At 58.2% G+C, this 23,843-nt stretch carries 19 protein-coding genes, 1 tRNA gene and 4 pseudogenes; 16 read left to right on the top strand and 8 right to left on the bottom strand.

Annotated elements, in window-relative coordinates; translation table 11 throughout:
• Positions 1-50: 50 nt before the first annotated feature.
• Positions 51-257: pseudogene (locus ACM561_RS17450) on the bottom strand (integrase core domain-containing protein); the annotation flags it as partial.
• A 478-nt stretch (positions 258-735) separates the two neighbouring features.
• Positions 736-808 (bottom strand) — tRNA-Lys (locus ACM561_RS17445).
• Between the two features lie 970 nt (positions 809-1,778).
• On the opposite strand from ACM561_RS17445, the gene ACM561_RS17440 reads away from it, so the two are divergent.
• The 4 genes and pseudogenes from ACM561_RS17440 to ACM561_RS17425 form a co-directional block, all read left to right on the top strand.
• Positions 1,779-2,003: a hypothetical protein gene (locus ACM561_RS17440; RefSeq protein WP_425906741.1), complete on the top strand. Its 225-nt coding sequence runs from the start codon at positions 1,779-1,781 to the stop codon at positions 2,001-2,003.
• A gap of 432 nt (positions 2,004-2,435) precedes the next feature.
• Positions 2,436-2,714, top strand: a complete 279-nt coding sequence (locus ACM561_RS17435) for a hypothetical protein (RefSeq protein ID WP_425906739.1) — start codon at positions 2,436-2,438, stop codon at positions 2,712-2,714.
• 4 nt (positions 2,715-2,718) lie between these two features.
• Positions 2,719-2,883: a hypothetical protein gene (locus ACM561_RS17430; RefSeq protein WP_425906737.1), complete on the top strand. Its 165-nt coding sequence runs from the start codon at positions 2,719-2,721 to the stop codon at positions 2,881-2,883.
• A gap of 120 nt (positions 2,884-3,003) precedes the next feature.
• A pseudogene (locus ACM561_RS17425) lies at positions 3,004-3,109 on the top strand (ParB-like protein); the annotation flags it as partial.
• Between the two features lie 11 nt (positions 3,110-3,120).
• Here the strand turns inward: ACM561_RS17425 and ACM561_RS17420 are convergent.
• Together ACM561_RS17420 and ACM561_RS17415 are read right to left on the bottom strand one after the other, a co-directional pair.
• Positions 3,121-7,575, bottom strand: coding sequence for a translocation/assembly module TamB domain-containing protein (locus tag ACM561_RS17420; RefSeq protein WP_425906735.1), 4,455 nt, complete (start codon positions 7,573-7,575; stop codon positions 3,121-3,123).
• Positions 7,575-9,593, bottom strand: a complete 2,019-nt coding sequence (locus ACM561_RS17415) for an autotransporter assembly complex protein TamA (protein WP_425906733.1) — start codon at positions 9,591-9,593, stop codon at positions 7,575-7,577. Before ACM561_RS17415 ends, ACM561_RS17420 begins: the two co-directional genes overlap by 1 nt.
• A 395-nt stretch (positions 9,594-9,988) precedes the next feature.
• Here ACM561_RS17415 and ACM561_RS17410 point away from each other — a divergent pair.
• From ACM561_RS17410 to ACM561_RS17400, 3 genes and pseudogenes are all read left to right on the top strand, one after another.
• Positions 9,989-10,280 (top strand): annotated as a pseudogene (locus ACM561_RS17410) (IS3 family transposase); the annotation flags it as partial.
• Positions 10,281-10,537: 257 nt separating this feature from the next.
• Complete coding sequence (locus tag ACM561_RS17405) at positions 10,538-10,945, top strand: TonB-dependent receptor domain-containing protein (protein WP_425906731.1); 408 nt, start codon at positions 10,538-10,540, stop codon at positions 10,943-10,945.
• 260 nt (positions 10,946-11,205) lie between these two features.
• Positions 11,206-11,832, top strand: a pseudogene (locus ACM561_RS17400) (PepSY-associated TM helix domain-containing protein); the annotation flags it as partial.
• 287 nt (positions 11,833-12,119) lie between these two features.
• Here the strand turns inward: ACM561_RS17400 and ACM561_RS17395 are convergent.
• A complete protein-coding gene (locus tag ACM561_RS17395; RefSeq protein WP_425906729.1) occupies positions 12,120-12,926 on the bottom strand; it encodes a TonB-dependent receptor domain-containing protein in 807 nt (268 codons plus the stop codon).
• Between ACM561_RS17395 and ACM561_RS17390 the strand changes: the two genes are divergently transcribed.
• A protein-coding gene (locus ACM561_RS17390) for an IS3 family transposase (RefSeq protein ID WP_425905397.1) occupies positions 12,849-14,200 on the top strand; the annotation gives its coding sequence in 2 pieces (ribosomal slippage) (positions 12,849-13,185 and positions 13,185-14,200; 1,353 coding nt in all). The genes ACM561_RS17395 and ACM561_RS17390 overlap by 78 nt on opposite strands.
• Before the next feature lie 30 nt (positions 14,201-14,230).
• Here the strand turns inward: ACM561_RS17390 and ACM561_RS17385 are convergent.
• A complete protein-coding gene (locus tag ACM561_RS17385; RefSeq protein ID WP_425906727.1) occupies positions 14,231-15,733 on the bottom strand; it encodes a TonB-dependent receptor in 1,503 nt (500 codons plus the stop codon).
• Positions 15,734-16,457: 724 nt separating this feature from the next.
• Here ACM561_RS17385 and ACM561_RS17380 point away from each other — a divergent pair.
• The 3 genes from ACM561_RS17380 (at position 16,458) to ACM561_RS17370 (ending at position 18,061) form a co-directional block, all read left to right on the top strand.
• Positions 16,458-16,733, top strand: a complete 276-nt coding sequence (locus ACM561_RS17380) for a hypothetical protein (protein WP_425906725.1) — start codon at positions 16,458-16,460, stop codon at positions 16,731-16,733.
• A gap of 669 nt (positions 16,734-17,402) precedes the next feature.
• Positions 17,403-17,759 carry a hypothetical protein gene (locus ACM561_RS17375; protein ID WP_425906723.1) on the top strand — a complete coding sequence of 119 codons (357 nt, stop codon included), beginning with the start codon at positions 17,403-17,405 and terminating at the stop codon, positions 17,757-17,759.
• A gap of 17 nt (positions 17,760-17,776) precedes the next feature.
• Positions 17,777-18,061, top strand: a complete 285-nt coding sequence (locus tag ACM561_RS17370) for a hypothetical protein (RefSeq protein WP_425906722.1) — start codon at positions 17,777-17,779, stop codon at positions 18,059-18,061.
• Positions 18,062-18,093: 32 nt separating this feature from the next.
• Here ACM561_RS17370 and ACM561_RS17365 read toward each other — a convergent pair whose 3' ends face one another.
• Positions 18,094-19,065 carry a metallophosphoesterase gene (locus ACM561_RS17365; protein WP_425906720.1) on the bottom strand — a complete coding sequence of 324 codons (972 nt, stop codon included), beginning with the start codon at positions 19,063-19,065 and terminating at the stop codon, positions 18,094-18,096.
• A 281-nt stretch (positions 19,066-19,346) separates the two neighbouring features.
• Here ACM561_RS17365 and ACM561_RS17360 point away from each other — a divergent pair, with 281 nt between their 5' ends.
• From ACM561_RS17360 to ACM561_RS17345, 4 genes are all read left to right on the top strand, one after another.
• Entirely contained in the window at positions 19,347-19,520 is a 174-nt protein-coding gene (locus ACM561_RS17360) for a hypothetical protein (protein WP_425906718.1), read from the top strand.
• A gap of 1,181 nt (positions 19,521-20,701) precedes the next feature.
• On the top strand, positions 20,702-21,148 hold the full coding sequence (locus tag ACM561_RS17355) for a PRC-barrel domain-containing protein (RefSeq protein ID WP_425906716.1): 447 nt from the start codon (positions 20,702-20,704) through the stop codon (positions 21,146-21,148).
• A gap of 87 nt (positions 21,149-21,235) precedes the next feature.
• Positions 21,236-21,388 (top strand): hypothetical protein, encoded by a 153-nt coding sequence (locus ACM561_RS17350; RefSeq protein WP_425906714.1) that lies wholly within the window; start codon positions 21,236-21,238, stop codon positions 21,386-21,388.
• A 45-nt stretch (positions 21,389-21,433) separates the two neighbouring features.
• Positions 21,434-21,718: a hypothetical protein gene (locus tag ACM561_RS17345; RefSeq protein WP_425906712.1), complete on the top strand. Its 285-nt coding sequence runs from the start codon at positions 21,434-21,436 to the stop codon at positions 21,716-21,718.
• Positions 21,719-22,024: 306 nt separating this feature from the next.
• Here the strand turns inward: ACM561_RS17345 and ACM561_RS17340 are convergent, their stop codons facing one another.
• The gene (locus ACM561_RS17340; RefSeq protein WP_425906710.1) at positions 22,025-23,101 is read right to left on the bottom strand and encodes a flavodoxin family protein; all 1,077 of its coding nucleotides are present in this window, start codon (positions 23,099-23,101) and stop codon (positions 22,025-22,027) included.
• A 356-nt stretch (positions 23,102-23,457) separates the two neighbouring features.
• Between ACM561_RS17340 and ACM561_RS17335 the strand changes: the two genes are divergently transcribed.
• Positions 23,458-23,652: a hypothetical protein gene (locus ACM561_RS17335; RefSeq protein WP_425906709.1), complete on the top strand. Its 195-nt coding sequence runs from the start codon at positions 23,458-23,460 to the stop codon at positions 23,650-23,652.
• The last annotated feature ends 191 nt before the right edge of the window (positions 23,653-23,843 follow it).

Below are 23,843 nucleotides of genomic sequence, written 5' to 3'. Positions count from 1 at the left end.
CAAAGAGCGGCGAGATTTAGCGGAGAGCGGGCCTCATTTGTTGGTTGATGTTAAGCGGCGATTTTGCGGTGGAGCAAGCGCCGATATTCGATTGTCTGTCGTTTGATCCTTTCACGCTGTTTGATGATGGATTGTGCACGTCCGAAGTAGACGTCGGCGGGTGTGACGTTGCCGATGCCCTCGTGATAACGGCGATGATTGTAATGCTCGATGAAGGCCTCGATCTGACACTCGAGATCGCCGGGCAGGAAGTAGTTCCGTGGCGGTTGGTGAACGGCTATCTGCTTTGCTTCCGAACGCACGTCTCTGCGTTTGCTCCCGGTGCGGATCACGACTTGGCCCAAACGCACATTGGTGTTGTCGCCGTCGAGATAAAGCGCCATCTGACGGCAGGTTCATAAGCGTTGCCGGCTCGTCGTCCGACTTTCAAGTGAAAGGCAGCGCTCCCACGCCGACACGCGTGATGTGTAAGATCGGGCTTCTCGGGATTATCGTTGCTGCCATGAAGTTCGCCAGAGATGCTGGGTTATAAAATCAAAATCGAGAATGACCCACGCCAGCCTCAGGGCACCTCCGCGCGTCCCGCATAGGTTCCTCTGGTATAGTTGGCCACGTCAGCACCATTTTATTCGTCCCTTCGGTGCTGGTAATGGCCGTCAGGGTGTTCGCCAACACCTTGGCGGTCTTTTCCTCGGCTGTGGAGCGTATCCGGGGGTAGCTTCACGCCCCTTTGAATGGTGCGGATTCCATGAGTCGAACATGGACCTGCGTCGTAAAATGCGCCGCTCTGCCGCTGAGCTAAATCCGCGTAAACGAAGCCGCCGAGCGGAGTATGTTCGATCGACGACTTCGCCAAGGTGGACCCGGACTTAGGGCAATGTTCCGGTGAGAAAAGGGTAACGCTTTGTTTGATGCACGCAACGTCGGATTGGAATTAAGCTTTATATCGGCGCTCCAGGTTAATTCTGGAACTCGTCGCAAGAGAGCGTGATAGAATCACTACTGCATTCTGAGAGACACCGATGGTATGCGCCGTGGCTACTGTTGCGCCTGGTGTTCGCTTCGACGTCTTTGCAATCTTCGCGACGCCAGACTTTTGCTTTGCAAGTGTCGTGAGAGTGCGATCGTCGTCCTTCGCCCACTCGCGGCGAACAGATGTTTTCTTCTTGGACAAATCTTTGCTCCTTCAATCGTGAATGCGCGGTCGCGCGCTTCGCCACCAATACCGTTGCGTGATCGGAGGATCATTCAACGGGTCGGTTGAGTTGCAGCGCTTGCGATCGTGGTTCCCTGCATTGTGGCCGAGCGTTTCAGGTAGCCGCGTCATGGCCGATGTGACCTATTTACGTAGCGCTCCCGTTCTGCGCTGGCACTGATGGCCCCCGAACCGCGCGAAGCTGTCGAATGCACAAGCGCGAACGCCGCGATACGAAGTGCTGAGCGAATGGATCGGACTAACGGACATATCGGCGCGGTGGAGTTCAGCCGTACAGGCGATACTGGAAGTGATGAATTTGCGGACACTGTTTTGTTAAAATCATTTGGCGAAGCGCCGAGCGATTTGAGCGCCGCTCTAGCGGCGTTCTGCTGCACGAACGGTTCAAGTGCTATTCGGGGTAGAAGCCTTGAGCCAACCTCGCCCTTCATGCTACAGATTGCCTCACGGTTTTTTGACCGCAGTAACCGTGTCCATAGTCACACCTTCGCTCATCGCAGCACCTCGCAACGTAATCTGCCTGCCCCCGCAGGCGTTCCAACCTCGTTGAAGGGCTATCCCCATGAACACTGTTACCGTTCGCGCGGCTTGCCTCCGCTTTGCCCGCTCACATGGTCACGACCGTCGCATCGCGCGGTTGACGCCGCACGAGAGCGCCAATTTTCACGGCGCAAACTTCGCAATCGTTGAACGCAACATCATTCGAGACACTGGCGACATAGAGGCCGTTGAACGTTGGTGTCGGGATGCTGGCGTCCTAGCCGCCACTGAACGGCTCGCCACTTAGCAACAACAAAAAAAGGCCGCGCGGCGAAAACCGTGCGGCCCTTTACGTGTTTTGATTCGTTCGCGCCCAGAATCCTCTCGATACTACACTAACACTCCTCAATCGGGCTTCACCCGAAGTCAGATACATTGCGTCGACTCGGGGTGGTGGATTCGTTCAGCAAGTTCGTGCAGACACTCCACCGCGTGGCTACGCTCTACACCACGCAAAGTAGTCAACCAATCTTCAACGGCGCACATTACACCGAATGAAACTTCGTGGTCCGAGAACCCCTCGAAGGTTTGCAACTTGCTCAGAAATAGCTTCGTTTGGTCTTCAACAATCTCTGAGTTCCAAACGATATCTGAGTTTCGCATAGCATCCTTCATCCTGCTCGGCTCGCGTACTGTTTCAGAACGCAAACGTGGCAGAACGATAGCGATGGGTCGAGGGATGACTCACGAAATATTACCTCAGGATCAACCTAATTCTCTGGCGGAAAAAGAGGCCGGGATGGGGGTGGTTTCTGGTCGCCGTGATTATCATCGACCGCCTGCTTGCGGTCGGGCCTGGTTCGCCGTCGGTTACGTCGTCAAATGCAGAAGCGCGGGACCTAAGGCCAAAGATGATCTGAACAAGAACGTAAGCAGCCTGGTTCAGAACCAGACACACGACTATGATGACAATCCCACTCCCGGATTCGAAACCGTGCGTGCGGAGAACGGCGGCTGAGACGATGGCAATCAGCAATGCGATGGGCGCAAGAGTGAAGACTTTCAAGCGTAAGCCTGCGGTTGTGCCGATTAGCGCGCTGGTAGCCAGCAAAACAAAAGCGATATCCATGCTTGCTGATGCCAACGACGATTGTTGTTCTCGTCCTGACAAGAAGGATGACCGATAGATGGCACTGGCGACGGATGTTGCCGGGTAATCCCTGGACATGTCGTCGTATGCTTAACTCAACAAAACAATTTAAAACGCAAATTCTGCGAACGCCGCTGACCAGCCGTCCGTTCGCGCTCGTAGCCTCGCCGGTGAATTGCGGCGCGAGGGCGGCTTAGCCAAGGATACAACGCCGTTCAGCGAATTCCTGGGCTAATTTCCTGCGCTGCAAGATGTCGCGTAAATGCGAGACTGATTACCATTCGAATCTTGTGCCGACTCCCACCGATGTCGAGCCCTTCGCATCGACATCGGATTCCACCCGGATGTGGCGCGTCACGTCCACATTGGCGGAGAGGCCGGATTGGCTGGGGGTCGCACCGGTTCGAACACCCACGCTCAGCCTGTCGCCAATCGCGCGCGACGCGCCGACTATCGGACCGCCGGTACCGACGCCCACGTCCAGACTGTCGACGCCAAGCGAGCGGCGCATCCGGTCCAGTGCCCCGTCGCCACCGCCTGCGAACTGCGCCGCGACCTCCGCAAGCTGCAGGGCCTGCGCCGTCGTCAGGTTGCCCGACGCCTTTTGGAACAGGATGCGCGACAGGATTTCATCCTGCGGCAGCTCCGGTCGCGACGTGAAGGCGAAAACCGGCGCGGCCGCCGGGCCCGAGATCCCGATCTGCGAGGTGACATCGGAGGCCTGGATCTCTGCCGCAAAATCGAGTTCAGGCGCAAGATCTCCGTCGAAGGAGAGATTTCCTTTGGTGAAATTCAGCGTCTTTCCCAACACCGCCATCTTGCCGCGATAGAGTGAGAACGCGCCCTTCGGCACGGGATTGTTGGTCGTGCCGCCGACGTGAAGAGAGCCGCCGAGCTCAGCGTTCACCCCGCGGCCATGCACGAAAACGTGGTTCGGAGCCGACACAGTGACATCGAGCGCCGCGTTGAAGATCGCCTGACGTCCCTTGCCCTTACTGTTCTTTGCCGCTTCCGCTTTGCGCGCCGCTGCGAGCCTGGTGGCGGCCTGGCCTGTAGCGTTGACATGGTCGATGCCATCGATCGGTTTCAGCGTCGAGGGCAGGCGCTCTGGAATATCGACGCTGACATGGGTGAGATCGACGCGGCCGCTTATCTTCGGATCGCGCGCAAGCGCGCCGGTGACGTTGATTGCAAGATTCGCCTGAGCGGTCGCGAGCGCACTCGCTGCGAGCGTCGCCCGTTGTCCGCGGATCGATACCGTGCCGGGAAAGCCTGCATCGGGCGCGATCCGGACTTGGCCGGAGCCGGACAGCGTGCCGCTGTTGGGTGTCGTCGCGCTCAGCCGCTCCACGGATATGCGCTCGCCTTGCGCTGTGACCTTCGCCTCGATGGCATCGAGCCGCGTTCCGACGAGGCTATCGCGAAAACTGCCGCCGCTCATGGTGGCAATGCCGCCGACCTGAGGCTTGGCGCGTGTACCGCCCACGTGCGCATCGAACTGCACGATTCCGGAAACGGTGCGGCCGGAAGCGGAAAGCATGGCATTGGCGACCGCGGCGTCGAGCCGGCCTTTCGCCGTTAGCGCAATTGCCTCCGCGGCGTCGAGCGGTACCGCGCCGGCTGCCGCGAGGGTGCCTGCCTTGCCCGCTGAAGCAGTGACATCGAGCTTCGTGCGGGTCTTCTCGAGGTAGCCGTCCAGGGAGACGTCGATCGGCGGCACGCCGGCGCTTCTGGTCTGTGGTGTCGTTAGTCGTTTGACGATGACCTTGTACTGGCCCGTCGGTGCGCTCGCGGAGCCGCCGAGCGCGGCCGACGCATCGAGCGTGCCGCCGAGGCCGAGGCCCGGCACCGCGACATCGGCTTCGGCGAGCGGAACCGCGCTTGCCACGGCCTTGAGGTCGAGCACCTTGCCAGCTTTGCCGTCGAGCGTGAAGCGACCGCCGCCGATCCCGATCGCAAGATGCTGGATCAGCACCGTACCGTCGTCGAACATGAAGCTCGCGGGCGCTTGCAGCGCGACCGCCTTGGCACCGCGCTTCGCGGCGAAGCGGTTGAGGTCGAAGCGGATACGCTCCTTCGGCGTCAGCACGCCCGCGGCGTCGAGATTGAAGCCAGCGGCCTTGGCAGACAGGCCAATCGTGCTCGCGTCAGCATTGCCTTTCGCACTTAAGGTTGCGTTCGCGATCGCCTGGCCGCCGATCTCCGCGCCATTGATATAGATATCTGCGTTGAGCACCGGATGGCGGTAGAGATCGTCGCCATCGGCGCGCAGATTGAAACCGCGGATGACCGTACCGGCGGCCCGGAGTCCCACGCCCTTGCCGGTGAGGCGGGTGGATTGCCGCCCGCCGTCATCGGACAACGCAAGATCGAGCGAGACCGCGCCGGCAAGCTCGGTGAGCGCGAGCGGCGCGATGTCTGTCAGCGATCCGGCCACGAATCGAAGCTGCCCGCGCGCGAGATTTTGCGCGTTGATCGTGCCCGCGCCCTTCAGCGATACCGACCCGATGGCGATGTCGAGGATTTTGGCGTCCCAGCCCGCGAAAGCGGGTGTCGGCTGCTCACCTCGATCGGTCTCATTGGCGGGAATGTGCTCGATTGAACGGCGGCCTGCCTTAACGATGCCGCTCGCAGGCTTGCCATCAATAGTGCCGTCAAGCCTGACGTCGATGGCGCAGGGCCCGTTGATGTCGGCGACTGTTGCCGTGAGTCCGAGATGGGGAATCAGACGTCGCATCGCGGTCGCGCGATCCAGCGCTGCCGTGAGCGACACACCGGGATGGGCGATTCCTCCGGTCAGCCGGGCATCGAGCGCAGCAACACCAGAGAGACGCGCATCGGCCGCCGCGAGATTCGGAAGTTCGATTCGCGCCGTGAGGTCGCTGGCGTCGCGGGTCACGCGTCCTTTGGCGCGAAGCGTGACATGCGCGCCGCCGAGCGAAGCTTCACGGACGGTGTAAGTATCCTTGCCCTCGGACGAAACATTGGCGGCGAGCGTGAGGCGCGGCCCCGCGAAGCCGTCCAGCGCCGCGAGCCCGGTGACGAAGCGGTCGCCGGTGCCGGAAAGCTTCGCGTCGAAACGGCTGCGCTGCAGGTCGCCATCGAGGTCGAGGCCCAGCTTCACGGCGCCCGCGAGATTCAACCCGGAAAGACTGCCGAAGCGCGCGAGATCGGGCACGGTACCGGTCGCGCGGCCGCGCAGTCGGTCGGGGCTGGCTTCGCCCGTATAAGCAACCTGAATCGTAGAGGTATCGACTTCCAGCCGCTCGATCTTTGCTTGGCCAGTGAGATTTGTGCTGCCCTTGAGCGTGAGGGAGGCGCTATCGCCGATTGCGGCCGCAAGAGCCGGATCGCGCGGCGCGATACCGGACGCGCGCAAGCTTGCATCGATCGCGACGGTCGTCGCGAGGTTGCTGAGTTCGGCGCCGGGGACGGCAGTGATCGAGGCGTCGAGCGCGCTAAGATTGCCGCCCGGCAAGCGGGCATCGGACACCGCGAGCCTGGCCGAAATGTTCGGCGCGTTCGCCGGGCCGTTGACGCGACCGTCGAACGCAAGATGACGGATCGAGCCCCGGTCGGTTTCCGTGACATCGCCGTTGCTCGGCAGCGAGCGAACGGTGGCCGAAAAATCCATCATCTTGTCGGCGCCGAGCGCGCCCTTCACCTCGAGCTTAGCGAGCTTGCTGGTGAGCGTCAGCCCATCCATGACGACGCTGCCGTCGCCGCCGATGCGCGTCGCGCTATCGAGCCTGGTTTCGCCGGCGAAGACTGAGGCGGCAAGCGGCGGCAGCCATGACCCGAGATGACCGGAGACCCGGGTCGCGAGAACCCGACCGGTCCCGCTCCGGTCGAGCGTGATGACACCGCTCGCATCGATCGCGGGACCGGCCTGGAATTTCAGCGCACCGCGAAAGCTGTCGAGTGTGCCCTTGCCGCGAAGCGCGAAGGCAATGGGCGGCTCGCCGGGCAACCGGCCGATCTTCGACAACAGCCCGTGGGACGGTTCTTCCAGCGTGACGTCGAGCGTAAGGGCATTGCCTTGCGGCGCAAAGGCGAGCGCCGCCTTGAAGCGACCGGGAAAATCCTTGCGGGTCGCATCGAGGTTGAAGACGAGCCCTTCCGACGGCGAGCCCAGTTCGGTGTTTCCAGTCGCCGCGAGGTTTGCCGCCTCGCCGAGAACGGACTGGCCGAGCACCAGGGCTTGCAGGTCGAATGCCTTGACCTGCACTTTCACCGGAAGGTCGGGCAGGATCGCCTGACTGGCCGCTGCGGGCAGCTCCGGCTCCGCCGCAGGCGCTTCCGACTCCGTGACAGTTTGGCCGGACCCTACGGAGGGTTGCGCAGGGGCGGCGACAGGCTCGTCAGACGGCAACGGTTTCCGCCGGATCTCGAGCGTGCCGATCTCGAGGCGGTCGATCTCCAGCCGTCCCAGCAGCAGCGCGGTGCGCCGCCAGACGAGACGGATCCGATCGAGCTTCAGCCAGGTGCCATCCTTGTCGGTGATGGTAACGTCGCGGATCGTGGCGTCGGACGACAGCGCGCCATCGACGGCCCCGATATGCACTTGGGTTGCGGGCGTGGAGAGCGTCCGCGAAACGAGGCCCGCGAGCAGGTCCTGCTGGTTGTCGCCAGTCCCGTCGATCATCCTGTAGACAACGACGCCGGCCATCGTGACGCCGGCGAGTCCGAGCGCTGCGGCGGCGAGCAGGATTGTTCGCCGCGCGCGCATCAGAAAGCCTGCCCGATGCTGACATAGACCGCCCAGCGGCTGTCGCCGGGGCGGGGGTTCAGCGGCGTCGCGACATCGAGGCGGATCGGCCCGACCGGGGTGAGATAACGCAGGCCAATGCCCGCACCGTAGCCGGCATAGTCGTTGAAATTCGGCAGTGATGAACTGGAGACGGTGCCGAAATCGATGAACGGCACAACACCGATCGTCGGCGTGACCTTCACCCGCATCTCGGCGGAACCTTCGACCAGGCTGCGGCCGCCGACGATCTTGCCGAACAACATCGGCGAGATCGTATTGAAAATGAACCCGCGCACGGAGCCGCCGCCTCCGGAGAAGAAGCGGTGCGAATCCGGAATGCTCGTCAGCGGCGCGCCCCCGAGCGAGCCCACCGCCAGCCGTCCCGCCAGCACGTAGTTGGCATCCTCGTCGACTGCGTAATAAGTCGAGCCCGCGGCCCGTACGTCATAGAGATCGATCGTTGAACCCATCAACCGCGAATAGGCATTGACCGTTGCGGCGAGGCGCACGCCACGCGTGGGATCGAGCAGGTTATCGGTCGAGTCATAGTGTCCGCTGGTGGTGATGCCGACAAGCATCGCATCGACCCGCCCGAGTACGTCCTGCGATTGCGATTGCTCAACCTGGAGGCCGGACTGGACCGAGGCTATCTCCGAAAAGCGATGGATGACGCCGACAGTACCGCGTACCGCATCGTTGGTGTAGCCGCCGAGGCTGTTGTTGCCGACGCGCTCTCGGAAGGCGGTGGCCTCGATGAGGAGATCGTTGGGTGAACCGTAGAGCCCCGGCTTGATGAAGGTCGCAGTGAATCGTCCGCCGAAATCGGAGGCGCGGAGATTGCCGAAGTTCAAATAGGAGGAGCCATCGAGCCGCCGCAGCAGCGAGGTGGATGCCTCAAGCCGTAGACGCTCGGCGTTGCCGAAAAGGTTGCGATGCTCGTAATAAGTGGAAACGCCGGGACCGTCGATCGTCGAATATCGCGCCGAGAAACCCGCCGCGTGCTTCGGCCTCTCGGTGACGTCGATGAAGATCGGCAGGTTGCCGTTGGCGTCAAGGCTGTCGCCCTCGCGGATGCGGATGCCGCCGATCGCCGGGATCTTGGCGATCGAGGTTTTCATCAACGCCAGGCGCTCGGGCGAATAGGGTTCGCCTTCGCGCAGATAGACATGGGAGGCAACCATGCGCGGATCGATATCCCCGTCCCCTGAAATCGCGACATGGCCGATACCCGCCTTGGGGCCGACCTCGACCCGCAGCCGAAAATCCATCGCGGCGGCCGCGTGATCTACGGTGGCTTTCACGTCCGCGATCTTCGCCAGCGGATATCCGTTGCTACGAAACCAATCGATAAGCTTCAATTGTGCGGCGCGCAGTTCGGAGGAGATCGCCGGATCGCCGGGCTTCAGCGGGAAGGCGCGGCGCGGCAGCGGCTGCGGTGCCATGTCATACGGATAGTCGACATCAACCGTGCGCAGCTTGAATACCGGACCGAGCCGCGCGACGATCTTGACGGGAATGATCTCCCGGTTGCGGAAGCTCTCGGCGCGGCGCATTGCGGCGACGAGACCGGTCTCGTCGCGCGAGACGGGAATCCCGTCGATCGTGACGTCGATCTCGGCGTTGTAGCGTCCAAGCCCCCAAAGGGCGTCGAGCAACGGATTGATATCGACCTGCAGGCGGCGCACGAGACCTTCGCCGTCCTGCGGTGGCTCTTGCCGAAGACGATAGGTGGCGGAGGCATCATGTAGCGCCTGTTCAGCGTCGCTGTCCTTCTTACCGTCAGTGGTTCTGGCCTCAATCACCAGGCGGTAGGACAATGCTGTCGCGCTGACCGGTGGCGGATTATCGAAACCGAGCAGGCCGAACAGATCGAACGCGTGCGCCGACTCACACAGCGGCCAGCCTGCAGTTCCAATGGTGGCACAACCGATACATAGAATAAGTCGTGCCGCAGCGACGAAATTTCTTCGCTTTGCCTGCGTCTCCAAGAAAGCCACGCATTGTGGCACTACCTGTCCCTGAATTATTCCGCTCCCGAATTCTTCTTATTAACTCAACCCAAGTCTTAATTGTTCGGGCTTGGTGCTTTCCCCTGCCACTGTAATTCAACAGGCGCCACACGCGAAATTGATAGACATCATCATGGACATTGTGAGGCGGAAATCAGGAACCGCAGCTGACGTTACTCGCAAGAAATTAATACCGCGCGACAACCGTAGGGGTGAACAACGAATTCTTTGAGGGCCGCAAAGTCTTATTTCATTGGGCCAGACGGTCCCGTCCGCTTACCTAAAGTGGCCCGTTCAGAATGTCCGGGATTAGCGCCTATGGCACAGAATTGAGGGTATGATTTAAGGAGTGCTCGGTTCTCGTCGTCGACGAGGAAGTAAACATGAATACGAAGTTGACTGGCGGTAAGCGCTCCGCCGAACATCAACACTTTTCATCGGAAGACAAGATCAGGACCGTGCTGGATGACCTTCGCGGCGAGGACGGCATCGCCGAGTTGTGCCGCAAGGAACGCATCGCCCAGAGCCTCTACACCTGGTCGAAGGAATTCCTGGAAGCCGGCAAGCGACACGGCTCGCGCCGCGACCTCCGGCGAGGCGAAGGATCTTCGTCGCGAGTCCAGCGCCCTCAAAGAGGTCGTAGCCGATCTCACTCTGGAAAACCGCCTGCTAAAAACGTATGGCTCGCCCCGTCTGCACGTGTTTTGTTAATTTGGCTGATCAATCTGCACCAACGCATCCGGTCTCAGGAATCATCCTAGCCAAGATGGAGCTCCGCGCATTTCGATCCTCATAAGCATGACGGCGATTGTCGCCATTTTTTTGATCAGGTTTTCCTTTCAGATATCGAAGCCGAGCGGTGAGCTGTCCGCTGGGCGCAGATTGCTGAACAGCAGGTTCGCGGGCTCGAGTTCAATGTCTACGGCGAGCTGATGCCCGATGTCCGCGTACTCGGAGGCGTGTCGTTGCTGGATGGCACCCTGACGAAGAGTGCGGTCGCGGCAAATGTGGGCAACACACCAATCGGCGTTCCGAATATACAGGCCAATATTGGGGGCGAATGGGATCTGCCCTGGATGAGAGGACTCACCTTGAATGGGGCCGTCATCTACACCGGCAGGCAGTTCATCGATACAGCGAACCGGCAGCCGATCCCGGATTGGACGCGCCTCGATCTTGGCGTACGCTACACGACGGCGATCTACGGCAGAAGGACGATTTTCCGCGCAAACGTTCAGAATGTGACCGGCGCAAATTACTGGTCCAGCGTCGCTTCGTTCGGAACGTTCTTCCTGGGAGCGCCGCGAACATATCTCCTGTCGATGAGTGTGGATCTATAGTCGCTTGCTCTTACAGCTTAATGAGACGCTTCATGCATACTTGTGAAGGTTCGGTCATCGCAGCGAACCGTTGGTATTCTGGTGAGGTCCGGACATCGAACGGCGCGTTCAAGAAGTGACTAACGTCTTATCTGTGCGATCGGTATTCAAAAATTATTCTCCGGCGCGCGTGCGACGGGGCTTCTTGTGGGCTCACCGATGGCTCGGGCTAGTGTGCGGCATTGTTGTCGTGCTGATGGGACTCACAGGAAGCTTGGCGATCGGTCTCGATACGCCGAGGTGTTTCGCCACTTCGATTTTTTGTCGATGTTCATAACACGGCGGGTTTCTGGGCATTGATAGTGCTCCTCGCGATTTCTATCACGGGAATAGGTGTCGTTTTCCCCGGGGTGGTCCGCCCTGTCGTCGGTCTCCTGTCAAAGGCAACACCTGATCCGTCGCCTCGCATTAAGACTCCGTTGCCAAAGGGAACGCCGCAACTCCCGCCTGATGAGATCATGCGGATCGCGCAGGCAACCAAGCCGACCTTGTCGATCACTGTGCTGAACCCGCCGACCGAGACTAGCAACGCATGGCGCGTACGATTCCGCCCGGATGACGCTGATCCCGCTTTACGTTCGCGAGGCGCGATCTGGCTCGACCCATGGAGCGGTGCCGTGGTGCAGGATCGGACCTCGGATGCCATGTCGATGGGTGATCGCTTCATGACAGAACAGCTCTGGATTCATAACGGCTCGACGTTCGGGCTCTTCGGCCGTTTGCTCGTGCTTACAGCTGGCTTCGCTCCCCTCGTGCTGTTTATCAGTGGTGGGATCATGTGGTTCAAAAAACGTTCTACGAAATCAAGACCTGCCAAAGTGTTGCGCGCTGGAAGTAGCGCTATCTGATCTTGTAGGGTGTCGGTTGGTTGCTGATCTGTTGACTGAGAAGCAAACGGGGGCAGCTTTGCAAGCCGATTGACGGCTTGGGCAGTTGTTACCGCAGCGCATGTACCGCAACCGCCCCGCCTGGAAGACGTGCAACACATACGCGACGGCTAGCCTTGGGTGAATGATCGAAGGTGATTGCGACAATGATGGGGATCAGCCCGACGCACGCACCGCATCGGCGTTTCGCGCTTGAGCTGCTGCTGCCCCCGAACGGCCGCTCACAACGTCACTGTCGTATGGCGACTTCAAAAGTCGATGCTCGCCGAGATCCGGTACGTGCGCGGTGTACCGGGGGTGAGGAAGCCGCGTCCCGTCGTTGCCCAGTAGTCTAGCCCGAAGACGTTTTCGACCGCCGCACGCAAGGTCAGCAACCTACCATCGACTTTAGTGACGTAGCGTGCCCCGATGTCAGCCCGGGTCCAGTCCGGTATCTGCTGGGTATTCGCCTGATCGTAAAATTGCCGCGAGGTATAAATGACCCGCCCGGTCAGGGTCGCCACTCCCGAGGTTCGCCAGAAGGGCAGATCGTATTCGCCATAGAGGTTGAACTGAATATCCGGAACGCCAACCGCGGCCCTGCCGTCGAATTGGCCGCCAACCGTCTTGGTCTGCACGCCGTCGATGAGGGACACGCCACCGAGCAGACGCAACCCCGGAGTGACCTCACCGAAGGTGTTGAACTCCAATCCGCGATTACGCTGCTCGCCGTCGACCGAAAAGATGTTGGTCGCCGGATTCGTGAACCCGTTGGGCTGCGTAATCTCAAACGCCGCTAGACTCACGCCCACAGCCCCGAAGTCATATTTGGCGCCGACTTCAATCTGCTTGGCCACAATCGCAGGAAAGACCTGGCCGACATTGGCGGTCCCGACTGGCGCTATTCCACCCGACTGTCCGGGATCAGCGCCTATGGCACAGAATTGAAGGTATGATTTAAGGAGAGTTCGGTTCTCGTCGATGACGAAGGAACGAACATGACTACGAAGTCTCGCAGCAGGAAAAGTTCTGCCGAACGGGTTGTCAAAGACATTCGCCGCGCCACCCGGCGCCATTTCTCGGCGGAAGATAAAATCCGGATTGTGCTTGATGGCTTGCGCGGTGAAGACAGCATCGCTGAACTGTGCCGCAAGGAAGGGATCGCTCAGAGCCTTTACTACGTCTGGTCGAAGGAGTTCATGGAGGCAGGCAAGCGGCGGCTGGCCGGTGATACGGCGCGAGCTGCGACAAGTGGTGAAGTGCAAGACCTTCGCCGTGAGGCGCATGCCCTGAAGGAGGTGGTTGCCGATCTGACGCTGGAGAACCGTCTGCTCAAAAAAAGCATGATCGCGGATGGGGGCGAAGGCGAATGAGATATCCCGCATCCGAAAAGCTTGAGATCATCAGGCTCGTCGAGCAATCGCATCTGCCGGCGAAGAAGACACTCGACAAACTGGGCATTGCACGTCGAAGCTTCTATCGCTGGTATGACCGTTACCTTGAGGGCGGGCCGGAAGCGTTGGAAGATCGTCCTTCCCGGCCAGGTCGCGTGTGGAACCGCATCGATGCCGATATCCAGGGTCAGATCATCGAGATGGCGCTGGAGCAATCCGAACTTTCATCGCGCGAACTGGCAGTGCGCTTTACCGATGAGAAGCGCTACTTCGTCTCCGAAGCCAGTGTCTATCGCCTGCTCAAGGCCCACGATCTCATCACCAGCCCAGCCTTCATTGTGGTCAAGGCGGCTGATGAGTTCAAAGACAAGACGACAGCACCCAACCAGATGTGGCAGACCGACTTCACCTACTTCAAGATCATCGGCTGGGGGTGGGTGTATCTGTCCACCGTACTCGATGACTTCTCTCGATATGTCATTGCCTGGAAGCTGTGCTCGACCATGCGCGCCGAGGACGTCACCGATACGCTCGAACTGGCCCTTGCAGCTTCAGGCTGCGACAACACCAAGGTGTTGCACAAGCCCAGACTGCTCAGCGACAATGGTCCCAGTTACATCGCCGCCGAGCTTGCCGAATGGATCGATGCCAACGGCATGAGCCATATCCGCGGCGCACCGCTGCATCCGCAAACCCAAGGCAAGATCGAGCGATGGCATCAAACCCTCAAGAACCGCATCCTGCTCGAGAACTACTTCCTGCCCGGCGATCTCGAGTGTCAGATCGAGGCATTCATCGAGCATTACAATCATCGCCGTTATCACGAGGGCATCGGCAACGTCACACCCGCCGACGTCTACTTCGGACGTGCACAATCCATCATCAAACAGCGTGAAAGGATCAAACGACAGACAATCAAATATCGGCGCTTGCTCCACCGCAAAATCGCCGCTTAACATCAACCAACAAATGAGGCCCGCTCTCCGCTAAATCTCGCCGCTCTTTGCGCCAAATGTTTTGATGACGGACACACCCGACGTTAGGCCTTCGATGTAGTTGCCGTAAAGCGACAGGTTGTTGATTGGCTTTACCACGAGAGCCACGGCAGGGGTGATCGCCTCGTTCTGCGGGCGCGAGGTCACGGCACCGGTCCTGTTGAAGTTGGCGACATCGATCCCCTGCCAGCGCCCGCCCACGGTGAGAAGCACGCGATCATCGAGAACCGACATCGTATCCGCGATCGCGACGCTTTGATTGATCCGCCGCGAAGAAAGTGGCGCATCGTGCGACAGGCCCGTCGCGCTACGCGGAGCCACATAAACCGGATTATAGAGATTTGACGTGATCAATGGTCCGACATTGGTAGTGGCAGTTCCGTTGTCTTGCCATAACCCCGTGGCCGAAATCACGGTAGAATGCTTCACCGCTCCGGTAGCGAAACGGCCGCGCAGCCCAACCTCTCCGGTTTCGCGATCGGCATCCTGTACGGTGAGGGCCGGTTGTGACGTGAACCTGCCCAATGCGTTCGTGAGTCTCAGAGTTCCACCGAAGAAAGTCTCATCAGATTTGCTGTGACCGTACGCTCCGTACAGCGTCCAGAAATCATTGAGGTCATACTCGGCGCGTAGCGCAGCGTATTGATGGTTCGATTGATAGTATTCCCAGGGCTGCTGCTGGTTGATCGAGAGTGAAGGTGAATCCGGGATAGGAAAGCCCGGGTTCACTTGCCGCACGCGTGTTGGTGCCTTCAGGTTCTGCTTTTGGAAACCGACATCCACCGTAGCCCGGAACCGTTCGCCACGGTAGTCGAGAGCCGCCGCGCCGACGCCGAATCCATCCGTCTGGAAGGCGATCGGTGTCTGGCCATCGCGATAGGCACCATTGAGGCGAACGCCCCATTCTTTGTTCTCGCCAAAGCGCCGACCGAAATCGACGGCCGTCCCGACATTTCCGTTTGACACGAAGCCCGTCGTCAATCGCGTGATCGGGTCGTCGGTGGCACGCTTCGGAATCAGGTTGACTGTGCCGCCGACATTTCCGAACGGCGAAATCCCATACAGCAAGGCGCTTGCCCCCTTTAAGATCTCCACACGCTCGATAGGCTCTAGCGCAGGGCGGCGCGTATCGGTGATGCCGAAAAGGCCGTCGAACGCGAAGTCGCTCGCAAATACCGGGAAGCCGCGGATCAAGAACCCATCGATTCCGCTATAACGTGGTGAGTTCGTACGCACCGAGGGATCGTTGTCGGCGACATCGCTGATGGTGTTGGCCTGCTGGTCACGGATAAGCTTGCTCGTGTAACCCGTCGTGTTGAACGGCGTATCGAAGACATTGCGATTGCCTAACATGCCGACACGCGTGGTGGTCCCGACTTGACCGCCGGCATAGGGAGCCGGCGGCTGACCGATCGTGCCGGTCGAAGGCGTGAGGTACGGGACAGCCGGCGCTCTCACCGGAGTCGCAACGCGCGAAACAGCAGTCGATCTCACCGGAGCGGTAGCGCGCCGAGCAACAGTGCGCGGTTTCTTGTTTGCGGCCTTGGGTGCGGTGACCGTCACGGCTGGTAAGGAAGTGGCTTCTTGTGCGTACGCGTCCTCTAATTGATAGGACAATGGGAGGTAACTCACTGCACCGCAACAAACCATCCGGTACAGTTTTTTCGTCAACGGATTCATTATCGCCCCAAGTTTAATCATCCACCCAAAACCGAATCCCTCTATAGCATCCTTCCGTGTGCAGATTAGGATTCGCGCGTAGAACTATTATAGACAGAGCTTTATAGACAGGGCTGTTGCTGTGGAAATGTATTCTGTCGCGCATCCAGCGTAGCCGTAGAAACAGGCCTTCGAGCCATTTTTCCCGATCCATTGTGGCCGCGATTGTTCATGCGCACCTCCAGCAGATGGCGCAAAGGGACGAAATCCGTTCTTGCTGAGGAGCTGCCGGGCAGCGATGGACGACCTCAAAAAGGTGCTTAGGAAGGAAGGCCGAGTTGTCAAGCTCGGGAATGAGTTCGCTCCCAGGCGCTGAACTGCATTTCCTTCAAAGCCCGCAACAACAGCGATCAAACTGAGACAAGATGAAGTGATTGTGGTTATCGCGCGACGTCTACATCGAACGCGAACGGCTTGCTGATCTCGCGAATGCCACAATAATATTGCTATGGGTTTACCATCGACATTTTTCAGAGTTTTCATGCACAGGAAATCGGAAATGAAACTCAAATTCGCATTGGCGAGTCTGATCGTTGCTATATTGGCGTTTCCTGCTCTCGCTCAGATGTCGCCGGGCACTTCACCAAAGTCACCAAGCACAACCGGCTCGGCCGGCACTTGGTATATCGTGCAAGACACTTCAACAGAGCGGTGTGAGGTCACAAGCTTGAAGCCGAAAACAAGAGGAAAAACGAAGGCTGTCGGGAAGAACTCTTATGCATCGAGAGCAGAAGCTGAAACCGACTTGAGCAAAATTCAAGACTGCTCCAAGTAGGTGAACCGGTTTCACGACGCCTTCGCTAATCACTGATCGGCGAAGGCTCAACCTGTATGGAATCTTAGGACTGTCTGGCCTCGGACTCTGTTGTCCCTCGGCGGTATTGTTGCCGACCAGAAATGGAGGATTCCATGAAAAAAGATCGCGATTGTGCTCTTGGCTGGCTCTGGCGCTCTACTCGCACACAGCGCCATGGCCGCCGATGTTTCCACGACGGGGCTTGGTCTAAGCGAGCCTAGGATCGAGTAAGTCAGACTTGTTTTGATGACTTTGGACGATGTTTTCGTACAAGATCCCAGCGGGTAATCATCGATCAGGACACCTACGATTACGACCCTCATGAGCGCTATATCGAGCATAGGCATTATTGTGACGATGGACGACGCGCCGGCGTCTATAGCGCACCGAATTTCGTGGCTCCAGGTATAAGCGTCGGCGTATACGATGATCGCTGGTAGCGCGTGAACCGAAACTTAGCGTCAACTACTAAACCGCCGGTTTCAACGCGGACCAAGTGTGTGCCCTCAGCGGTGGTAAAGCCATCGTCACAACCGGCTTGCACGTTGTAGCCACAACAGATCCACCGAATGAACGCATTAGCTTCCGGTGTTTGACACCTTTCGACGCTACATTTCGCACGCACCTCTAGCTAGATTGGAGCGGATCATGCGCACGTTTATTCTATCAATCGTCGTCGCTTTGCTTTTAGCTGGATTGCCTCCGGCGTTAGCGCAAACCTCACCCGCACCCTCGCAGTCTCAGACGGAGTCGCAGAAAGGTGTCACAATTCAAGGTTTTCAGGTAGTTGACGTTGAAGAGTTGAAGGGGGACGTGCGCACAAAGGTTGATGACGTTGTTGCACATACGAAGCAGGAGGACATCAAATCCCTGCGGACCTCCATCGAGGCGACACCAGAGGCGCTCTCGGCACTTAAGGCGAAGGGACGGATTACCGCACAGGTTGTTGCCATCAATATCAACAAGGAAGGTATTCTAACGATGTTTACGAAGAAGACCACCTGAATGAATGCGGTGCGGTCATGAAGTTAAATGCTGTGCAGGTGAAGCAGACTTTGACGCAAATGGATGCTCAGGTCGTTCCAGACGATCATCCGGCGGTTAACCAGTTGGTCGAGTTGTACGGTGACCACACCTACTTTCTTGATCAGGGCGGGCTAAAAGTTTTGGAAGAGACGGGATCGGATACGCCAGCCGGTGAGGTCGTCAGCCTTGCTGACTGGACCGATTCAACTTGTATCTCTCTCCGAGCACACAAGCCGACGCCAACTGGCGTTGTGATTGTCCTCGACCAGATGAAACATTGATTGCGAGAAACCGGCCGCGAAAAGATAGGCGGTTAGCTGGAAGCGCCCATCGCGCGCAAGGTATGCAGAGTTATTTCCGGTGAGCAGTTTAAGCGCACGGGAAGAATGCTCGTGCCAGCGCCCACCGACGTATATCCGACCATGCCGCCATGGCGCCACGGTCCAGCGCCCATGAATCGAGGTAATGCTGCCTCCAGCTTGATTGGAACTCCACCGGGTAGGCAGAGCTGGCCTCCATGGGTATGTCCGCATAGCACGAGATCGAATCTCGCTTTCATCGCTCGATCATAAACTTCCGGCGTGTGCGCCAACAAAATCGAAAAGGCGTCTGAAGGAATTTTCGACGCTGCTTTTTCAATGTCGTCTGCCCGATAGAAATGCGGGTCGTCAACGCCGGCCAAGAAGATGCGTTTTCCGTCACGAACAATCGGTTCGCATTCGTTAAATAGCATGCGGATTCCCATGGCTTCCATTGAAGCGGCCATACGGATACTGTCGTGGTTACCAAGCACCCCATAAGCTGGCCCCGTCAATTGGGCTTGAAGTTCATCGATAGTTTCTAGACTTTTTTCGAATGAACCATACGTCTTACCGCGATAGTCGCCGGTTAGGACACAAATGTCGTATTGAAGGCCGCCGACCAAGCTGACCAGATGCCGCATCGCGCCTACACTTATGTCGGCATGCAGATCGCTGATGTGGAGGATAGTAAAATTGTCAAATGCTGGGGGGAGATTGGCGAAAGCCACGCTATGTTGTTTGACAACGACGTGGTCAGCATTTCGACGCGCGCGGCCATAAAGTCCAGTCAGTTTCAGCGCGGTTCTGACAATCCAAGGTGCTACGTACCAGTTTTCGAGATTGAAGAAGATCAGTCCCTGGCCGAACAGCTGGGCCTCGTGCTCGGCTTCGATTTTCAATCGCCGCTCAACATGTTCTGAGCCAATTCGCTCGATCAGGCCTTGCAGAGATATTCCGGTCGCAATGTTCGAAGCAGGATCCAAAATCTAGTCTCTCCAGTTGGAGACCTCCCAACGAAAAGCATGAACGGCATGATAGCTGATAGCTTTTGGCGCCTGACGATTTTTTGCGGTTGATGCGACAATGACTACCAGTTCACGACTTCCTTTTGCCCGCACCGGAGGTTGGTTGCCATGCCGCGGCGCCCTTATACAGAATTATCTTATAGCCGTCTTGAGGCGTGCTTAGCTTCATTTTGCGAGCCTCATACTTTTCGACGCAGCGCTGCCTTTGCAGCGCGAGCCGAGCGGTCAAGATTAGCTTTGTGTCGAAACAACACGGCGGCGGCATCCGCCTTGCTGTGGCAGTTGGCGATGTCGCGCACCAGAACCTGCACGATCACGCTCGTTGCCTCGTCAACGGCATACGAGCGCTTCTTCCAGCCGATGAGGAACGGGTGCTTGCGTCGCTCGGTCTCGTCATCCGTCAGCTTCCGTAGAACATCAAAGTGGAGATCAGCGGGAACTCAAGCAAGCGCGGTTTCCATGGCTACGGTCCAAGTGTTGACAGTCTCTGTCATCGTGTCATTCCCCTGCATTGCCAGCCAGCCAGCCAGCCAGCCAGCCAGCCAGCTAGCCAGCCAGCCAGCCGGCCGGCCGGCTGGCTGGCTGGCTGGGTGGTCGCGATGGTGGTTCCTCTACCGTCTATAGACGATAGGCGTGCGCACCTACGTATGATTACGACGAACCCGTCATACCTGTCCCTACCGTAAATCCAATCCCGCTGGCGGTTGATTGAGAATCGGGCGATGCTGCCGCTCGATGTTGGATTTCTTTGTGATCGACCTGCTGCGGTCGCGCATTGTGCTTGAGGCAGAAATTCTGATCTTGAGGCAACGAATCAATGTGTTGCGGCGAACCCGTCCCAAAAGACCTCTCTTCATCTCGATTGACAGACTGATGTTGGGAGCGTCTGCCGACTGTTTTCCAAAATGTATGATGCACTTGCGATCTTCCGACCGGACACCTTGATCCGTTGGCATCGTGCTGGTTTCAGATCGTATTGGCGCTGGAAAATCGAGGGATCGCTGCGGTCGACCGGCTATGCCGTTGGACATTCGTCGGCTGATCCGTGAGATGAGCATCGCCAAACCGTTGTGGGGAGCGCCGCGAATCCATGGTGAACTTCTCAGCTTGGCATCGAGATCGGCCCGACCAGCGTGGCCAAGTATATGGCGAGGAGAAGGGCTCGGCGTCGCAGGGGCGCGCATTCGACGGCCACGTGGCTCGTCAATCAGCTGACGGAGGCGTGTGGCTAGGAGCAGGCCAGTTACCTGAACCGGGACCACGATGGCGCATATGGCGAAATATTGTCAATCGTGTGCGGACGCCCCGTTGGATGCAAGAAGATTTTCATCGGGCTCAGCATTTGGTCAGGCGCTTTCGTGTGTCCGGCTTGATGATGTGGATGTTCACACGCCGCAGGCCTGGATGGAGATTGAAGGAGCCGATCCAAATCGGCGTTGCGCGCTTGTCGATCTGGAACAGGACGAACGCGCGGCTGCGTCGCAATGCGCGAGGTGAACTAACCGTAACGAAGGAACAACAGTTCTTTCGGAACGGCCTCGAAGCGTGCCGGTTGGTCCTACGTCCCACGAAAAAGAAATGAAAGGAACTCTTGATGAGTTACGACCCCGAAACGCGCCCCAGTGTGGGTAAAGATGTGTACCAGGACCCAGTAGCAGGTAACCATCCGTCGCCGGCTCCCGATAACGCGCGTCCTACTGGAAACCTGATCGCCAGCGATAAAGAGTCTGGGAAAGTTATCTATGGTGCCGAGAACAAGAAGATAGGTTCCATCGAACGCGTCATGGTGGACAAGACCAGCGGAGAAATTGCTTACGCCGTGCTGAGCGTCGGCGGATTTCTTGGCATCGGCAACGACCATTACCCGGTGCCCTGGAAGCTACTCAGATTCGATGCCGAACTTGGCGGGTACCGTTCCGACATAAGCGAAAATCGACTGAGGGGCGCGCCGAAGCATGGCACCGAGACCATCTTTGACTCGGATGCTCGATACGCAAAGCTGGACGACTACTACAACGATGAAGTGATCCGCCCAGGTTAGGTCACGTTGGATGAGATGAGATGCGGAGTGGGGCAGGCCGACCGAGGTCGTGACCCGTCCACCCGCATGATGCTCGGGAGATGGACAATGGCAAAGATCGAAGGTGGACACATTGTAGAGACAGCAACAGAGGCGCGAGGAGCAGAGCGTGGACCCACGGTGCGTAACGTGCTTGCCGCCGGGATTGGATTAGTCGTGGCCGCCTTCGTGGTTGTTTATATTGTGTATTTCGCAGCCTGAGGGGGTCGGAGCGGAGAAATCGTACAGAACGGAGAGGATGCTGTCATGAAGCTAAATGCTGCACAGGTGAAGCGGACCTTGACTGAGATGGATGCTCAGGTCCTTCCAGACGATCATCCGGCGGTTAACCAATTGGTCGAGTTGTACGGCAACCACACCTACTTTCTCGATCGGGGCGGTCTAAAAGTTTTGGAAGAGACGGAATCAGATATGCCGGCGGGTGAAGTCTTCAGTCTTGCTGACTGGAGCGATGCAACTTTTAGTTCTCTCCTAGCACACAAGCCAACGTCAACTGGTGTTGTGATCGCCTTCAACCAGATGAAACATTGATGTCTCGAAATAAAGTAAGAAACACGGCTCGCTCGGCCACGCCACCTATCAATGCTGCCCGGCTCGATCACTCGCTCTAGTCACTCAATAATCCACGCTGCTTGACTTCAAGCCGATGCAGAAGTCTGCAAACTGGAGCTCAATCTGCCGAACGACCTCGTGCAGAGTATCTGCATTGCCCCTCGATCCGCCCCTCCGGCGGCAGGAACCAAGGGATGAAGGAGTCGCGAGCCTGACTAACATCGTCTTCGGGCCCGCAGTGGACGGCGTAACGGTCTGTAATGATCGTAGGAGAGTGACGCTATTCTATTTGGGAACGGGGTCGCCTAGCCCTTCCGCAGGATTATCGAGACGACCGGAGCGCGCGAGTTTAACGGCAGCGCCCAACGCGCGAGCCGCATTGCGTACCCGTTCTTGAAAGGCTGTGTCGCTGTCCAAGTCTTCATGAGAAGTCGCGTATGGTTTCATGTAGCCGACATAACCATCGCACTCGGCCATGCTGCCGGCGGATATCAGCTTCATATCCAGTAACCAGTCCGAGAGCGAGCGACGAAGCGTTTCCGCGCCAGAACTGTCGCCATGCACGATCAAACCAAAATGCCGTCCGGCAAGATGACGCGGATAGGGCCAGCCTTGCAGTTCGAGCTCTTTTGCTTCGCCGATCGTCTTCCCGTGGGTTGAGGATGGATCGGGATTGCCTCCGTCGGCGCCGACTAACCGGTCGATCATCGCCTTCAATACTGTCGGTGCCTGATACCAGTTGACCGGCGTGACGATCAGGATGCCGTGGGCGGCAACCCAGAGCGGATAAATCTCGTTCATCCAGTCGTCGGTCTGGCCCAGCGAATAGTTGGGATAACAACTGCACGGCCAGTGGCAGAGCGCCATCGAGGTCGATACGCAGGACTTGCACGGATGAATCTGCTTTCCAAACTCCGACGTCAGTCTCGACAGATCAAGCAAATCAACGTCAAATCCCATTTCTCTGAAACAGGATTCTGCGATCTCCAGCATGCGCCAGCTCTTGGACATTTCGCCGGGGCAGGTATGTTCGCTGCGCGACGATCCGTTAATCAGAAGAATGCGCAAATTCAGACTTGCATCGTCATGACGTTGACGCGCCTGCTGAATCGCGTCGCGCGCATTAAACCAGTCTACGGCGATGTCATAATCCGGATCGGCAAAGCCGGGGCCTGCCTGGCGGGTCACCGGTGCCTTGCGCGAATGGCTGTAGGCGTCCCATGCCGCTGCTAAGATCGCGTCAAGCTCACGGCCGAGGGACGAAAACGCGGGGTCTCTGAAGCGATCGCGATAACGCCGCTCAAATTCGTCACGACGAAGTCTGACCGGAGGCATTCCTTTTCGGACTAGCGGCTCCGCCATGAATATCTTCTTTTGACATCCGCAAATATGCAAATTAATTCCGACCCCTTGACAAAGGTTCCCCTGCGAGTTTCCCGAGGTCATGGGTCATATTGGATTCCAGCGTGCCGTGACCAAGCGAGAGTTATCAGCATGTTGGCGGCCCTCGGAAGGTCATGCTTCTCGTCAACGCTGTCGGATGAATTGTTCTGAGCGGGATGCTGTTCAATTTGCCGAGGTTAGGGTGGCGGTGCGAAAGCCGTCGTGAGGCCGAGCACATAGTTTTCGACGTAACTAACGCCGCTGAAACAAGCGTATCTCGGCCTGGGTCTTTGATCAGACTCGGTCGGGGTCATCGAAATGCAAACTCAACTGGGATGGCAGCTGATGTAACGCCTTTCACCAATGCCGATGTGCTCGCCAAAGCAATTTTGGATATCAAGCTGATATTGGACATCGAGAAAGCGCTCGTAGACGATCTCGATTCGGGGACGCCTCGAAATCAGCGACCGGTTCAAGATCAGATATTGACCGTTTTAGACAAGGCGGATGCTGTCTGCGCGGCCGAGTGAATACAGGCAGGCTTTCGCGGTCTCAAGGTAGTGAAGTAGCAACGGATCAGCACGACAAAGTCTGCCCGCTGCCGGTTGGGTCGCTATGTGTTGCCTAAATTGTTACCGGCTGTGCGCTCTAGTGAACAGAAACCCGGACCTGGACATGCCATGATGATCCGTCACCGCCCGGTACGTGGCTTTTATCGGTG

The organism is Nitrobacter sp. TKz-YC02, from assembly GCF_049852135.1.
Lineage (GTDB): Bacteria > Pseudomonadota > Alphaproteobacteria > Rhizobiales > Xanthobacteraceae > Nitrobacter > Nitrobacter vulgaris.
The sequence above is the reverse complement of the archived record's forward strand: the minus strand, read 5'-3'. Positions and strand labels throughout refer to the sequence as shown.